Source organism: Streptomyces sp. NBC_00513 (assembly GCF_041431415.1).
GTDB lineage: Bacteria > Actinomycetota > Actinomycetes > Streptomycetales > Streptomycetaceae > Streptomyces.
In genome coordinates this window covers 2,905,762-2,921,873 of sequence record NZ_CP107845.1, presented here as the reverse complement: position 1 = coordinate 2,921,873, position 16,112 = coordinate 2,905,762, and the positions used below count along the sequence as shown (strand labels likewise).

Here is a 16,112-nt window from a genome sequence, read left to right as displayed (position 1 = left end):
AAGGCGTGAGCAACAACCCCGACACCGGCCGCACCTCCCGGGTGCGGATCCGACTCGTCATCATCCAGGTGCTCGTCTTCTCCCTGCTCCTCACCCTCGGCGGGCGCCTCTGGTACCTCCAGATCCGCAACGGCGACGAGTACTACCACGAGGCGAAGAACAACCACGTCCAGCAGGTCGTCCAGCCCGCCGTGCGCGGTTCGATCCTCGACGCGCGCGGCATCGCGCTCGCCGACAACGAGACCCGTCTGGTCGTCTCCGCCAGCCGCACCGAGCTGATGAAGATGAAGGACAAGGGCAAGGGGGTCCTCACCCGGCTCTCGGACGTACTGGACATGACGCCGCAGGACGTCATGGACAAGGTCCGGCTCTGCGACTCGCGGACCCCCCAGCCCTGCTGGAACGGCTCCCCCTACCAGCCGATCCCGGTCACCAACAAGGCCACCACCCAGCAGGCGCTGCAAATCCGCGAGCGCCCCGAGGAGTTCCCCGGCATCACGGCCGAGCCCACCGCGGTCCGCCGCTACGCCGCCCCCGGCGGAGCCAACACCGGACAGGCGCTGGGCTACCTCTCCCCGGTCACCGACGGCGAGATCACCCGGGCGAAGGACACCAACTCGCCCTTCCTGCGCTCCGACCAGGTGGGCCGCTTCGGCCTGGAACGCACCTACGACAGGCCCCTGCGCGGCAAGTCCGGCGTGACCCGCTACGAGGTGGACAACCTCGGCCGGGTCATCGGCATGGCCCAGAACGATCCCGCGATCCCCGGCGCCAACCTCGTGACGAGCATCGACGCGCGCGTCCAGGCCGTCGCCGAGTTCGAGCTGAACGCGGCCATGGTCGAGGCGCGCAAGCAGATCGACCGCAACACGGGCGTTCCCTACAAGGCCGACGCGGGCGCCATCGTCGTCCTGGAGTCCAAGACCGGCCGCGTCGTCGCCATGGCCTCCAACCCGACCTACGACCCGAACGTCTGGGTCGGCGGGATCTCCGCCAAGGACTACGCGAAGCTGACCGCCAAGGACTCCAACGTCCCGCTGATGAACCGGGCGATCCAGGGCCAGGCCGCGCCGGGCTCCATCTTCAAGGTGATCCCGACCGCCGCCGCCGTCAACGCCGGGTACAAGTTCGACGGCGAGTACCCCTGCCCCAGTTCGTACTCCATCGGCGGACAGGTCTTCAAGAACTTCGAGTCCCAGGGCCACGGCTCCATCACCCTCGGCCGGGCACTGGAGGTCTCCTGCGACACCGTCTTCTACGCCCTCGGCCACCAGCAGTGGCTGAAGGACGGCGGGCTCAAGCCGAAGAAGCGCCCGGCCGAGATCTTCTACAAGACCGCCCACCAGTTCGGGCTCGGCGCCGAGACCGGCGTCGACCTGCCGGGCGAGGAGAAGGGCCGGGTCCCGGACCGCCAGTGGAAGCAGCGGTTCTGGACCGCCAACAAGGACATGTGGTGCAAGACGGGGAAGAAGGGCGGCACCTACGTCGAGCTGCTGTCCTACGAGAACTGCCTCGAAGGCAACCTGATGCGCGCCGGTGACGCCGTCAACTACTCCATCGGCCAGGGCGACACCCTCGTCACGCCGATCCAGATGGCCACCATCTACGCGGCCATCGCCAACGGCGGCACCATGTGGAACCCGACCATCGGCAAGGCGATCATCAGCGCCGACGGCAAGCGGGTCGAGAAGATCCCGCCGCGCGCCCACGGCCGGCTGCCGGTCACCCCGGAGACCCTCCGCAAGATGGACGGGGCCCTCGCCGGCGTCGCCACCGAGGGCACCGCCGCATGGCGGTTCGGCGGCTGGCCGCAGAAGGAGATCCCGATGCACGCCAAGACCGGCACCGCCGAGGTCTACGGCAAGCAGACGACCTCCTGGTTCGCCACCTACACCTCGGACTTCACGATCGTCATGACGATCTCCCAGGGTGGTACCGGTTCCGGGGCATCCGGCCCCGCCGTGCGCAACGTGTACAACGCCATCTACGGTCTGGACATGGCCGGCAAGCAGGACGTCAAGCGTGCCCTGCTGATCAAGCCGGAGGCGAACCTGCCGACCATCCAACCCGACGGATCCATCGACGCCCCCGTGGTCAGGCCCTACGTGCCCCCGTCCCCGGAGGAGGTGCCCGCGCTCGCCGGGCCGCCCGCACCGCCCGCAGCAAGGCAGGACTGATGCAGACCGCGAACAAGTTCTCCGTATCCCGGTACGCCCCGGAACGCGGAGCCATGGCCAAACTCACCGCCCGCGACTCGGTGGTGCGCCGGCTCGACTGGCCGATACTGCTCTGCGCACTGGCGCTGTCCTTCATCGGCTCCATGCTGGTGTGGTCGGCGACCCGCAACCGGACCTCCCTGAACCAGGGTGACCCGTACTACTTCCTTTTCCGGCACGCCCTGAACACCGGCATCGGCCTGGTGCTGATGATCGGCACGATCTGGCTCGGGCACCGCACCCTGCGCGGCGCGGTCCCGGCCCTCTACGGGCTCTCGCTGCTGCTGATCATCGCCGTGCTCACCCCGCTCGGCGCGACCATCAACGGCGCGCACGCGTGGATCGTGATCGGCGGCGGATTCTCCATCCAGCCCTCCGAGTTCGTCAAGATCACGATCATCCTGGTCATGGCGATGCTGCTGGCCACCCGGGTGGACGCGGGCGACCTCGCCCACCCCGACCACCGCACCGTCGTCAAGGCGCTGTGCCTGGCCGCCGCCCCGATGGGCATCGTCATGCTGATGCCCGACCTGGGCTCGGTCATGGTGATGGTCGTCATCGTGCTCGGCGTGCTGCTGGCCTCCGGCGCCTCCAACCGCTGGGTGCTGGGCCTCATCGGCGCGGGCGCCGGCGGGGCCATCCTGATCTGGCAGCTCGGCGTCCTCGACGAGTACCAGATCAACCGCTTCGCCGCCTTCGCCAACCCCGAACTCGACCCGGCGGGCGTCGGCTACAACACGAACCAGGCGCGCATCGCCATCGGCTCCGGCGGACTGACCGGCTCGGGCCTCTTCAAGGGCTCGCAGACCACCGGCCAGTTCGTGCCGGAGCAGCAGACCGACTTCGTGTTCACGGTCGCGGGGGAGGAGCTGGGCTTCGTCGGGGCCGGGCTGATCCTCGTCCTGCTGGGCATCATCCTGTGGCGGGCCTGCATCATCGCCCGCGAGACCACCGAGCTGTACGGGACGATCGTCTGCGCCGGGATCATCGCCTGGTTCGCCTTCCAGGCCTTCGAGAACATCGGGATGACGCTGGGGATCATGCCGGTCGCGGGACTGCCGCTGCCGTTCGTGTCCTACGGAGGCTCGTCGATGTTCGCCGTGTGGATCGCGGTGGGGCTGCTGCAGTCGATCCGGGTGCAACGGCCCCTTTCGGCCTGATCACCCGGGCGGCGGGTTTGGCTCCTGCCGACCTTCTCGCCGCCGGCCGGGCGGGACTAGATTCGATGCATGGCCGAGACGAAGCGCGAGATCGAGCGGAAATTCGAGTTCACGCGAGCCGACGCGGGTCGGGGGAGCGGTTCGGGCTCCCCCGACCGGTCCGGCTCCCCCGACCGGCAGCCGGCCCGTGAGGCCCGCCCCCGGGTACCGGACCTCACGGGCACCGCGGGCGTCGAGACCGTCTCCCCGCAGGGCACCGTCGACCTCGACGCCGTCTACTGGGACACCCCCGACCAGCGGCTCGCCGCCGACGGGCTGACCCTGCGCCGCCGCACCGGCGGCGCCGACGCCGGCTGGCACCTCAAACTCCCCGTCTCCCCGGACGTCCGCGACGAGGTCCGGGCACCGCTCAGTGACACCGTCCCCGACCGGCTCGCCGAACTGGTCCGCTCCCGGGTACGCGACGGCCGGCTGGAGCCGCAGGTACGGCTGCGCTCCTCCCGCGAGGTCAGCCACCTCCTCGACGCCGACGGAGCCGTGCTCGCGGAACTGTCCACCGACACCGTCCGGGCCAGGCGGGGCAAGGCCAGGGCCACCTGGACCGAGGTGGAGGTGGAACTCGCCGACGGGGTGGACCCCGAACTGCTCGACGCCGTCGAACGGCGTTTCCGCGAAGAGGGCCTGCGGGTCTGCGAGGCCCCCTCGAAACTGGCCCGGGCACTCACGGAGACGGGCGGCGCGCCCCCCGCCCGGACCGAGACCGGGCCCGCCGAGGACACCGCCGGCGCGCAGGTGCTCCGGTACCTGCGCGAACAGCGCGACACCCTGGTCGCCCAGGACCCCGCCGTCCGCAGGGACCTGCCCGACTCCGTCCACCAGATGCGGGTCGCGATGCGGCGGATGCGCAGCGCCTTCAAGACGTACCGCAAGGTCCTCGACAGGGCGGCCACCGACCCGCTCGGGGAGGAACTGCGCCGGCTCGCCGCCGAACTCGGCGTCGCCCGCGACCAGGAGGTCATGGCCGAACGCCTCCTGGCGCACCTCGGCGAACTCCCCGACACCCTGCGGCTCGGCCCGGTCCGCGGTCGACTGCGCGTCTGGGACACCACGCGCGGTCACGCCGCCCGGCAACAGGCCCTCGCCGCACTCGACAGCGACCGGTACGTCGCCCTGCTGGACGCCCTCGACGCCCTGCTGGCCGACCCGCCCCTGCGCGGGGCCGCCGGGCACCCGGCGGCCGACGTCCTGCCCGAGGCGGTGACGCACGACTTCGAACGGCTCGCCGGCCGGGTCGAGACGGCGCTCGACCTCGACCCCGGACACGACCGCGACCTGGCCCTGCACGCCGCCCGCAAGGCCGCCAAGCGGGCCCGCTACGCGGCGGACGCCGCCGTACCCGCCCTCGGCAAGCCCGCCGCACGCCTGTCCAAGGCCGCCAAGAAGGTCCAGACCCTGCTCGGTGACCACCAGGACGGCGTGGTCGCCCGCGAGGCCCTGCGAACGATCGCCGTCCAGGCGACCGCCGCGGGCGAGTCCGCCTTCACCTGGGGCCTGTTGTACGCCCGAGAGGAAGCGTTGGCCGAGCGGAGCGAACGCCGGCTCCCGGAGGTCTGGCGCAAGGCGGCGGCCGTGCGGGACCGGGTGGACCTCACCGGGTAGGTCCCGTCGTGGCCGGTGATCTTGGCGGCGGGCGGCTGCCGGGCATCGGGGTACGCTTGAGAGTCGCCCCCTGCCCGCTTCACGAAAGTCGCGTGATGTCCGAGTCGGTCTTCCCACAGCTCGAAGCTCTGCTCCCGCATGTGCAGAAGCCCATCCAGTACGTCGGTGGTGAGCTGAACTCCACCGTGAAGCCCTGGGAGAGCACGGACGTCCGCTGGGCGCTCATGTACCCGGACGCGTACGAGGTCGGTCTGCCCAACCAGGGCGTCATGATCCTGTACGAGGTGCTGAACGAGCGCGAGGGCGTCCTCGCGGAGCGCACCTACAGCGTGTGGCCGGACCTCGAAGAGCTGATGCGCGAGCACAAGGTGCCGCAGTTCACCGTCGACTCCCACCGCCCCGTCGGTGACTTCGACGTCTTCGGGCTCTCCTTCTCCACCGAGCTCGGCTACACCAACATGCTCACCGCGCTGGACCTCGCGGGCATCCCGCTGGAGGCCCGCAACCGCACCATCGACCACCCCATCGTCCTCGCGGGCGGCCACGCGGCCTTCAACCCCGAGCCGATCGCGGAGTTCATCGACTGCGCGGTCATCGGCGACGGCGAGCAGGCCGTCCTCGACATGACCGAGATCATCCGCGCCTGGAAGGCCGAGGGCCGGCCCGGCGGACGCGAGGAGGTGCTGCTGCGCCTCGCCAAGACCGGCGGCGTCTACGTCCCCGGGTTCTACGACGTCGAGTACCTGCCCGACGGCCGTATCGGCCGCGTCGTCCCGAACCGCTCCGGCGTGCCGTGGCGCGTGTCCAAGCACACCGTCATGGACCTCGACGAGTGGCCCTACCCGAAGCAGCCGCTGGTCCCGCTCGCCGAGACCGTCCATGAGCGGATGTCCGTGGAGATCTTCCGCGGCTGCACCCGCGGCTGCCGTTTCTGTCAGGCCGGCATGATCACGCGCCCCGTGCGGGAGCGAAGCATCACCGGCATCGGCGAGATGGTGGAGAAGGGCCTCAAGGCGACCGGTTTCGAGGAGGTCGGCCTCCTGTCGCTCTCCTCGGCGGACCACACCGAGATCGCCGACATCGCCAAGGGCCTGGCCGACCGCTACTCGGACGACAAGGTGGGCCTGTCCCTCCCGTCGACCCGCGTGGACGCCTTCAACGTGGACCTGGCCAACGAGCTGACCCGCAACGGTCGCCGCTCCGGTCTGACCTTCGCCCCCGAGGGCGGCTCCGAGCGCATGCGCAAGGTCATCAACAAGATGGTCTCGGAAGAGGACCTGATCCGCACCGTCGCCACCGCGTACGGCAACGGCTGGCGCCAGGTGAAGCTGTACTTCATGGTCGGGCTGCCGACCGAGACCGACGAGGACGTGCTCCAGATCGGCGACATGGCGGTCAACGTCATCGCCAAGGGCCGCGAGGTCTCCGGCCAGAACGACATCCGCTGCACGGTGTCGATCGGCGGGTTCGTGCCGAAGCCGCACACCCCCTTCCAGTGGGCGCCGCAGCTGTCCGCCGAGGAGACCGACGCCCGCCTCGGCAAGCTCCGCGACAAGCTCCGCGGCGACAAGAAGTACGGCCGTGCCATCGGCTTCCGCTACCACGACGGCAAGCCCGGCATCGTCGAGGGCCTGCTCTCCCGCGGCGACCGCCGCATCGGTGACGTCATCCGCGCCGTGTACGAGTCCGGCGGCCGTTTCGACGGCTGGCGCGAGCACTTCAGCTACGACCGCTGGATGCAGGCTGCCGAGAAGGCGCTGCCCGCGTACGGCGTGGACGTCGCCTGGTACACGACCCGCGAGCGCACCTACGAGGAGGTCCTGCCCTGGGACCACCTCGACTCCGGTCTCGACAAGGACTGGCTCTGGGAGGACTGGCAGGACGCCCTCGACGAGACCGAGGTCGAGGACTGCCGCTGGACCCCGTGCTTCGACTGCGGTGTCTGCCCGCAGCTCGACCTCGACATCCAGATCGGCCCCACCGGCAAGAAGCTGCTGCCGCTCACGGTCGTCAAGTGACCGTCGTGCGAAGGCGGTGACCCGACGGCCGTTGAAGGCGGCCATCGGGTGACGCCCCACGGTCACATTCGGTAACGCCTCGGTCTCGACAGGCCCCCACCCGCAACGGTGGGGGCCTGTCCCGTGTCCCTACCTGCATGGAACTCGACAAGGGGCGACCGGCGAACGGCGGCGAGGGCTGCCTCGTCGGCGTCGTCCGCATCCCCGTGAAGATCGTGGCCGTGCTCGTCGTACTGCCCGTACGGGTGGTGTGGGACCTGCTCGTGGCGTTCGGGCGGACACTGAACCGGCACCTCTTCGGCCCGATCGGCCGCGGCCTGTCCTGGTGCCACCGGACGGTCGTCCGCCCGGTGGCACGCGCCCTCGGCCTGGTCCTCGTGACCCTGCTGAAGCTGGTGTTCGTCTGGCCCTGGGCGGGGCTGTGGCGGTACGTCCTGGTCCCGGTCGGGCAGGGCCTGGCCCGGCTCGGAAGTGCCCTGACCAGCCACGTCCTGGCCCCGATCGGCGGCGCGCTGCTGCGGTACCTGCTCCGGCCCGCCGGACAGGGGATCTCCCGGCTGGCTCGCGCCGTGTACGCCCACCTGCTGACCCCCCTCGGTCACGGGTCCGCCCGCGTCCTGTCGTTCCTGGGCAAGGCGCTTTTCGTGTGGCCCTGGGTTGCTTTGTGGCGGTACGTCCTGGCACCCGTCGGGCGGGGCGTGGCCTGGTCGGCGCGGTGGATCGGCGCGGGTCTCGGGTGGCTGGCGAAGGCGCTGCTCGTCTGGCCCTGGGTGGCTTTGTGGCGGTACGTCGTCACCCCGATCGCGGTCGGCGCCTACCGGTACGTGCTCGCCCCGGTCGGGCGGGGGCTGTACACGTACGTCCTCACCCCCCTCGGACACCTGCTGCGCGAAGCCTGGTACCTGGCCGGCCGGATCAGCCGCGCCCTCGGCCGCGGCCTGCTCCTCCTGTGGCGCGGGCTCGTGGTCCGGCCCGCCCGCTGGGCGCACCGGCGCATCGCCACCCCCGTCGGACATCTGGTCCGGGAGGTGTGGCGGACCTCCCGCACCGCGGTGCGCGAGGCGCGCGCCGAGGTGCGACGGGCGCTGTTCGGTACTCCTCCCGGGGAACCGGCGAGGTCACGGGCGCGTAGTCTGGGTAGTACGACAGCCGCAGGCAACACGCCCGCCCCCGAGATCTCCCTCCACAAACGGCAGGGGTGAGCCGGCCGGTGGGGCGTGGCCGGCAGGCTCACCAGACCTCAGGGCGACGTGCGAGCCGCGGAGCCCCGCACAAGGAGAAGAACCACTGGGCAAGCGACAGCCCGAAGGCCCGCCTCCCGCACCGGTGGTGCAGCGCATCCGACTGCGCTACACCAAGCGCGGCCGCCTCCGGTTCACCAGCCACCGAGACTTCCAGCGTGCCTTCGAGCGGGCCCTGCGCCGCTCCGAGGTGCCCATGGCGTACTCGGCAGGCTTCACCCCCCACCCCCGGGTCTCCTACGCGAACGCCGCACCCACCGGCACCGGCAGCGAGGCCGAGTACCTGGAGATCGCCCTCGCGGCACCCCGCGACCCCGACAAACTCCGGATCCTGCTCGACGAATCGATGCCGGTCGGCCTCGACATCGTCGACGCGGTGGAGGCCAGGACGTCCGGGCTCGCCGAGCGACTGACCGCCTCCGTGTGGGAGCTGCGCCTGGACGGCGTCGAGCCCGCGGACGCCGAGCGGGCCGTGGCCGCGTTCCTCGCGGCCGAGGCCGTCGAGGTCCAGCGCCGCACCAAGAACGGCATGCGGACCTTCGACACGCGCGGCGCCGTGGTCAGTCTCGAAGCACATCCGGCCCCGGCTGATAGGCCTCTGGACAATGCTTGTGCGATACTGCGGCTGGTTGTTCGGCATTTGACACCTGCCGTACGACCCGACGACGTCCTGTCCGGTCTCCGAGCTGTGGCCGACCTGGCGCCGCCGGTCCCCGCAGCGGTGACCAGGCTGGCGCAGGGGCTCTTCGACGAGGAGTCCGGCACGGTGACCGACCCGCTCGCGCCCGACCGCGAGGCTGTCACGGCCGCCCCACCCACGGCCGCCGTAGCCGCCGACGCGAAGGCGCCGGAAGGTCCCGCCGCGTAAGGAACGCCGTTGTCGCGCCGCCCTGGCACTCGGAAGCCTCCTGTGCCGGGCAGCGCACACAAACCTGAAGACTTCCGCCAGGCCGTACGGACAACACGTACGGAACCGGCGGCCATGAAACTGAGCTCCCGTGTGGCGAACGCGCCCCGGAGGCCGGCTCCGCGCTCATTACGCGGCGCCGTGCCGGACCGGATGTCAGCCGCGGCGCCCGGGAGCGTGACGGGAGAACCGCCCGCAATGCTCAACAACGAAACGTCTGAGAACAACCACACCGCCGGCAACGCCGACGGTGGAAGCCCCAGCGACAACCTGCCCCCGCGCAGGCGTCGCCGCGCCGCCTCCCGGCCCGCGGGCCCGCCCGGCGCCACCGCCGCCGAGGCCGTGACCGAGACCCCGGCCGCCGCCCCCGCCGCTCCCGCCGTCGAGGAGCCCGCAGCCCCCGCGCCGCGTGCCCGTCGCCGTGCGACCCGCGCCGTGACCGCGCCGGCCGCTCCCGCCGCCGAGGCCGCCACCCCGGCGCCCGCGGTCGAGGCCCCGGTCGTCGAGACCCCGGCCGCTCCCGCCGTCGAGGAGCCCGCAGCCCCCGCGCCGCGTGCCCGTCGCCGCGCCACCCGCGCCGTCACCGCCCCGGAGGCACCCGCCGCCGAGGTCGCCCTGGAAGAGCCCGCCGCCGTCGAGGACCCGGTCGCCCCGGCCCCGCGTGCCCGTCGCCGTGCGACCCGCGCCGTGACCGCGCCGGCCGCTCCCGCCGCCGAGGCCGCCACCCCGGCGCCCGCGGTCGAGGCCCCGGTCGTCGAGACCCCGGCCGCTCCCGCCGTCGAGGAGTCCGCCGCCTCCGCGCCGCGTGCCCGTCGCCGTGCGACCCGCGCCGTCACCGCGCCGGCCGCTCCGACGGCCGAGGCTGTCGTGGAGACCCCGGTCGAGGCCCCGGTCGTCGAGACCCCGGCCGCTCCCGCCGTCGAGGAGTCCGCCGCCTCCGCGCCGCGTGCCCGTCGCCGTGCCACCCGCGCCGTGACCGCGCCGGCCGCTCCCGCCGCCGAGGCCGCCCCGGCCCCCGCGGTCGAGACCCCCGCGCCGGCCGCCGAGGCCCCGGTCGCCTCCAAGGCCACCGTCACCGTCGCCGACGCAGTGGACTCCCCGAAGCGCGGCGGCCGTCGCCGCGCCACCCGCTCCGGCGCCGTCACCCCCGCCGCCCCCGCGCAGCCCGCCGCCGAGGCCGAGGCGCCCGCCGCGCCGGCCCAGTCCCGCGCCGGCCGTCGCGCGGCCCGCCCCGCCGTGGCCGTGTTCCAGGCCCCGGTGTTCGCCGAGCCGATGTTCCAGACCCCGGAGACCGCCGCCATGGCGGCCGCTGCCGCTGCCGCCGCCGGCCAGGTCGACGACGAAGAGGACGAGGACGACACGGAGGTCGTGGCCGAGGCCGTACAGGCCCCCGCCGCCCAGCCGGCCGGCCGTCGCCGTCGCCGCGGTCGCGGCGCCGCCGAGCCCGCGGCCCCGGCCGTCGAGTCCGCCCCCGTCTCCCTCGCCGACGTGGAGCTCCACGAGGCCGAGGAGACCGAGGCCGACTCCGCCGACCTCGACGAGGACGACAACGAGAACGACGGCGAGCGTCCGTCGCGTCGCCGTCGTCGTGGTGGCCGTCGCCGCCGTCGCGGCGAGTCCGCCGACCTCGACGAGTCCACCGACGAGGACACCGAGGCCGAGTCCGCCGACCAGGAGAGCGAAGAGGAATCCGCCGAGGAGGACGACGAGTCCGACGAGGGCGCCCTCGGCTCCAGCTCCAGCCGGCGTCGCCGGCGTCGCCGCCGTCGCAGCGGCGACGGCGGTACCGACGCCGACGCGGCCGAAGAGGACGGCGTACGCACCGTCGTCAAGGTGCGCGAGCCGCGCCCCGCGCGCGAGCGCTCCGAGTCCGCCGCCGGTTCCGGTTCCACCTCCTCCGACGAGGTCCAGTCCATCAAGGGCTCGACCCGCCTGGAGGCGAAGAAGCAGCGCCGTCGCGAAGGCCGCGAGCAGGGCCGCCGCCGCGTGCCGATCATCACCGAGGCCGAGTTCCTGGCCCGTCGTGAGGCCGTCGAGCGCGTGATGGTCGTCCGCCAGGCCGGCGAGCGCACCCAGATCGGCGTCCTCGAGGACGACGTGCTCGTCGAGCACTACGTCAACAAGGAGGAGGCCACCTCCTACGTCGGCAACGTCTACCTGGGCAAGGTCCAGAACGTGCTGCCGTCGATGGAGGCCGCCTTCATCGACATCGGCAAGGGCCGCAACGCGGTCCTCTACGCCGGTGAGGTCAACTTCGAGGCGCTCGGCATGGCCCACGGCCCCCGCCGCATCGAGTCCGCCCTCAAGTCCGGCCAGTCGGTCCTGGTGCAGGTCACCAAGGACCCGATCGGCCACAAGGGCGCCCGTCTGACCAGCCAGGTCTCGCTGCCCGGCCGCTACCTCGTCTACGTGCCCGAGGGCTCGATGACCGGTATCAGTCGCAAGCTGCCCGACACCGAGCGCGCGCGCCTCAAGACCATCCTCAAGAAGATCGTCCCCGAGGACGCGGGCGTCATCGTGCGCACCGCCGCCGAGGGCGCGAGCGAGGACGAGCTGCGCCGTGACGTCGAGCGCCTCCAGGCCCAGTGGGAGGACATCCAGAAGAAGTCGAAGCAGATCTCGACCTCTTCGCCGAGCCTCCTGTACGGCGAGCCGGACATGACCGTCCGCGTCGTGCGCGACATCTTCAACGAGGACTTCTCGAAGGTCATCGTCAGCGGTGACACCGCCTGGGAGACCATCCACGGCTACGTGAACCACGTGGCCCCGGACCTGGCCGACCGGCTCTCGCGCTGGACCTCCGAGGTCGACGTCTTCGCGACGTACCGGATCGACGAGCAGCTCGCCAAGGCGCTCGACCGCAAGGTGTGGCTGCCCTCGGGCGGCTCCCTCGTGATCGACAAGACCGAGGCGATGATCGTCATCGACGTCAACACCGGCAAGTTCACCGGTCAGGGCGGCAACCTCGAAGAGACCGTCACCAGGAACAACCTGGAGGCGGCCGAGGAGATCGTGCGCCAGCTGCGGCTGCGCGACCTGGGCGGCATCGTCGTCATCGACTTCATCGACATGGTCCTGGAGTCCAACCGCGACCTGGTCCTGCGGCGCATGCTGGAGTGCCTGGGCCGCGACCGCACGAAGCACCAGGTGGCCGAGGTCACCTCGCTGGGCCTGGTCCAGATGACCCGCAAGCGGGTGGGCCAGGGCCTGCTGGAGTCCTTCTCCGAGACCTGCGTCCACTGCAACGGTCGCGGCGTCATCGTCCACATGGAGACCCCGACCGTGGTCGGTGGCGGCGGCAACGGCAAGCGCTCCAAGCGCCGCGGCGGCCGTACCCAGGACCACGACCACGACGTCGAGTCGGTCGAGTCGACCGACACCGGTGACGCCGAGGTCTACGAGACCGAGGAGGAACTGGCCGCCGAGGTCTCCGCGCCCCGCGCGCTGCCCGAGCCGGAGTTCGTCCCGGACGAGGAGCTGTACGGCAGCCGGGCCGAGGCGGAGGCCGCGGCCTCCGGCGTGAGCGGTCGACGCAACCGTCGCCGTGCCACCCGCAAGGCGACCGCTCCGGCGGGCGCCCCGCGCGGCGCGGTGGCCCCGGAGCGGGCCCCGGCCGTCGTGGCCGAGCCCGAGCCGGTCGTGGAGCCCGTCGCCGAGCCGGTGACCGTCGTCGAGCCCGAGCCCGTCGCCGTCGCCCCGGTCGAGACCGAGGACGTCGCGGAGCCGGTGGTCGAGGAGGCCCCCAAGGGTCGTACGCGTCGCCGTGCCACCCGCAAGGCCACCGCCCCGGCGGGTGCCCCCGCGGTCGCCGCCGAGGCCGCCGCGGAGCCGGAGCCGGTCGTGGAGGCGGTCGTCGAGCCCGTCGTCGAGCCGGAGCCCGAGCCGGTCGTCGTCGAGACCCCGGCCGAGCCGGTGGCCGAGCCCGTCGCGGACGCCGCTCCGGCCCGCCCGCGTCGCCGTGCCACCCGCAAGGCCACCGCACCCGCCGGTTCCCCGGCGGGCGCGGCCGAGGCGGCCGTCCTGGTCGTCGAGGCCGCTGCGGCAGCCGAGTCGGAGCCCGAGGCGGCCCCGGTCGAAGCCGACGTCGAGCCCGAGGCGCCGGTGAAGAAGAAGGCCGCCCGCAAGGCTCCGGCCAAGAAGGCGACCACCGCGGCGAAGAAGGCCCCGGCCAAGAAGGCGGCGGCCACCAAGACCGCCGCGAAGAAGACCGTCGCCAAGAAGGCCGCCACCACGGCCAAGAAGGCGCCGGCGAAGCGGGCCACGAAGAAGACCGCGGCGGCGGAGCAGCAGGCGCTCCCGTCCGTCTCGGCTCCCACCGAGGCCTGATCCGCGTCACACCCGTGGGCCCCGCCGAACGGCGGGGCCCACGGGCGTTCGGGGCCCGGTTTGACCCCCTGGAACCAGGCCCGTAACCTAGACCGTCGGCATGTCCTAGATGATTTTCCGTCTAGTGCGCGTCGCGCTCCTGAGCACCCTCCTCCTCTGTACGTCCGTGTACGCGCCTCGCGCGTGCGCGTCGCCGGGGAGAGGCCGCTCGTCCAATCCGGATCACCGTGGGCCTCGGCCCGTGTGAGCGGCTGGCTTCAGGAGCATCCGTCCCGAGTGAGAGAGAGATCCGCGTGTACGCCATCGTGCGCAGCGGTGGTCGCCAGCACAAGGTTGCTGTTGGTGACATCGTTGAGGTTGACAAGATTTCCACTGCCAAGGTTGGCGACACGGTCGAGCTCTCGACCCTGCTCGTTGTCGACGGCGACGCCGTGACCAGCGACCCGTGGGTGCTGGCCGGGATCAAGGTCCAGGCCGAGATCGTGGACCACCACAAGGGCGCCAAGATCGACATCCTGCGCTACAAGAACAAGACCGGCTACCGCCGTCGCCAGGGTCACCGCCAGCAGTACACGGCGATCAAGGTCACCGGTATCCCCGCGGCTGCGAAGTAAAAGGGACTGAGACATGGCACACAAGAAGGGCGCATCGTCCACTCGGAACGGGCGCGATTCCAATGCTCAGCGGCTCGGCGTGAAGCGCTTCGGCGGTCAGGTCGTTTCCGCCGGCGAGATCCTCGTCCGCCAGCGCGGCACCCACTTCCACCCGGGCTCGGGTGTCGGTCGTGGTGGCGACGACACGCTGTTCGCGCTGCAGGCCGGTTCGGTCCAGTTCGGCACGCACCGTGGCCGCAAGGTCGTCAACATCGTTCCGGCCGCCTGATCCAGCTCCTGCTGCATCACACGCGTTCGTAACACCCCGAGGGCGGATCTCAACTCTTCCCGGCGGAAGCCGGGAAGAGAGGTCCGCCCTCGGCGCGTTGTCACATAGACACGTTTAATGGGCGGCAAGGCCTGCCCGGGACATTCCCGTATGTATCTGGAGGAACACCCATGACCACCTTCGTGGACCGCGTCGAGCTGCACGTCGCCGCGGGTAACGGGGGCCACGGCTGCGCCTCCGTTCACCGGGAGAAGTTCAAGCCGCTCGGCGGCCCCGACGGCGGAAACGGCGGCCGCGGCGGCGACGTCATCCTCGTGGTGGAGCAGGCGATCACCACCCTGCTGGATTACCACCACAGCCCGCACCGCAAGGCCACCAACGGTCAGCCCGGCGCCGGCGACAACCGTTCCGGCAAGGACGGCCAGGACCTGATCCTGCCCGTGCCGGACGGCACCGTCGTCCTCGACAAGGAGGGCAACGTCCTCGCCGACCTCGTCGGCCAGGGCACCACCTACGTCGCCGGTGAGGGCGGCCGCGGCGGCCTCGGCAACGCGGCGCTCTCCTCGGCCCGCCGCAAGGCGCCCGGCTTCGCCCTCCTCGGCGTCCCCGGCACCACCGGGGACATCGTCCTGGAGCTCAAGACCGTCGCCGACGTGGCGCTGGTCGGCTTCCCGAGCGCCGGCAAGTCCTCGCTGATCTCGGTCCTCTCCGCGGCCAAGCCGAAGATCGCGGACTACCCCTTCACCACCCTGGTCCCGAACCTGGGCGTCGTCACGGCCGGTTCGACGGTCTACACGATCGCCGACGTCCCGGGCCTGATCCCCGGCGCGAGCCAGGGCAAGGGCCTCGGCCTGGAGTTCCTGCGCCACGTCGAGCGCTGCTCGATCCTCGTGCACGTGCTCGACACCGCCACCCTGGAGTCGGACCGCGACCCGCTCGCCGACCTCGACGTCATCGAGGAAGAGCTGCGGCTGTACGGCGGCGGACTGGAGAAGCGGCCCCGCCTCGTCGTCCTCAACAAGGTCGACATCCCGGACGGCCAGGACCTCGCCGACATGGTGCGCCCCGACCTGGAGGCACGCGGTTACAAGGTCTTCGAGGTCTCCGCGGTGTCCCGTACGGGCCTCAAGGAGCTCTCGTACTTCCTCGCCGAGGTCATCGCCAAGGCCCGCTCCCGCAAGCCGAAGGAGGAGGCGACCCGCATCGTCATCCGTCCGAAGGCCGTCGACGACTCCGGCTTCACCGTCACCTACGACGAGGTCGAGGACGTCTACCAGGTGCGCGGCGAGAAGCCCGAGCGCTGGGTCCGCCAGACCGACTTCAACAACGACGAGGCCGTCGGCTACCTCGCCGACCGCCTCGCCCGGCTCGGCGTCGAGGAGGCGCTGAAGAAGGCCGGCGCCCGCGCCGGTGACGGCGTCGCCATCGGCTCCGACGAGAACTCCGTCGTCTTCGACTGGGAGCCGACCGTCATGGCCGGCGCCGAGATGCTGGGCCGCCGAGGCGAGGACCACCGCCTGGACGCACCGCGCCCGGCCACCACGCGCCGCAAGGAGAAGGACGCCAAGCGCGGCGACTCCGCCCAGCAGGAGTACGACGAGTTCCGGCCGTTCTAGGACATGTCCGGATCCTGACGGCGGCCCGCCGCGGTCAAGGGTCCGACAGGGGTCTTGAGGCGACCTTTACCCGGGTCGCCTAGGATC

General features: G+C 71.9%; 10 protein-coding genes. All 10 read left to right on the top strand.

Features of this window, described 5'->3' with window-relative positions:
• The first annotated feature begins 5 nt into the window (after positions 1-5).
• The gene (gene mrdA / locus OHA84_RS13645; protein WP_053674948.1) at positions 6-2,177 is read left to right on the top strand and encodes a penicillin-binding protein 2; all 2,172 of its coding nucleotides are present in this window, start codon (positions 6-8) and stop codon (positions 2,175-2,177) included.
• Complete coding sequence (rodA, locus tag OHA84_RS13640) at positions 2,177-3,376, top strand: rod shape-determining protein RodA (RefSeq protein ID WP_053674950.1); 1,200 nt, start codon at positions 2,177-2,179, stop codon at positions 3,374-3,376. Before mrdA ends, rodA begins: the two co-directional genes overlap by 1 nt.
• Before the next feature lie 69 nt (positions 3,377-3,445).
• Positions 3,446-5,035, top strand: a complete 1,590-nt coding sequence (locus tag OHA84_RS13635; RefSeq protein WP_266971514.1) for a CYTH and CHAD domain-containing protein — start codon at positions 3,446-3,448, stop codon at positions 5,033-5,035.
• Between the two features lie 92 nt (positions 5,036-5,127).
• Complete coding sequence (locus tag OHA84_RS13630) at positions 5,128-7,053, top strand: TIGR03960 family B12-binding radical SAM protein (protein WP_199826411.1); 1,926 nt, start codon at positions 5,128-5,130, stop codon at positions 7,051-7,053.
• Between the two features lie 137 nt (positions 7,054-7,190).
• Positions 7,191-8,255 (top strand): hypothetical protein, encoded by a 1,065-nt coding sequence (locus tag OHA84_RS13625; RefSeq protein ID WP_266947501.1) that lies wholly within the window; start codon positions 7,191-7,193, stop codon positions 8,253-8,255.
• 127 nt (positions 8,256-8,382) lie between these two features.
• Entirely contained in the window at positions 8,383-9,162 is a 780-nt protein-coding gene (locus OHA84_RS13620; RefSeq protein WP_053675035.1) for a TIGR03936 family radical SAM-associated protein, read from the top strand.
• 237 nt (positions 9,163-9,399) lie between these two features.
• Positions 9,400-13,527 carry an Rne/Rng family ribonuclease gene (locus tag OHA84_RS13615; protein WP_266971517.1) on the top strand — a complete coding sequence of 1,376 codons (4,128 nt, stop codon included), beginning with the start codon at positions 9,400-9,402 and terminating at the stop codon, positions 13,525-13,527.
• 293 nt (positions 13,528-13,820) lie between these two features.
• Positions 13,821-14,141, top strand: coding sequence for a 50S ribosomal protein L21 (gene rplU, locus OHA84_RS13610; RefSeq protein WP_008738952.1), 321 nt, complete (start codon positions 13,821-13,823; stop codon positions 14,139-14,141).
• A gap of 13 nt (positions 14,142-14,154) precedes the next feature.
• A complete protein-coding gene (gene rpmA, locus OHA84_RS13605; protein WP_030840805.1) occupies positions 14,155-14,409 on the top strand; it encodes a 50S ribosomal protein L27 in 255 nt (84 codons plus the stop codon).
• Positions 14,410-14,579: 170 nt separating this feature from the next.
• Positions 14,580-16,025 carry a GTPase ObgE gene (gene obgE, locus OHA84_RS13600; protein ID WP_053674961.1) on the top strand — a complete coding sequence of 482 codons (1,446 nt, stop codon included), beginning with the start codon at positions 14,580-14,582 and terminating at the stop codon, positions 16,023-16,025.
• Positions 16,026-16,112 lie beyond the last annotated feature (87 nt).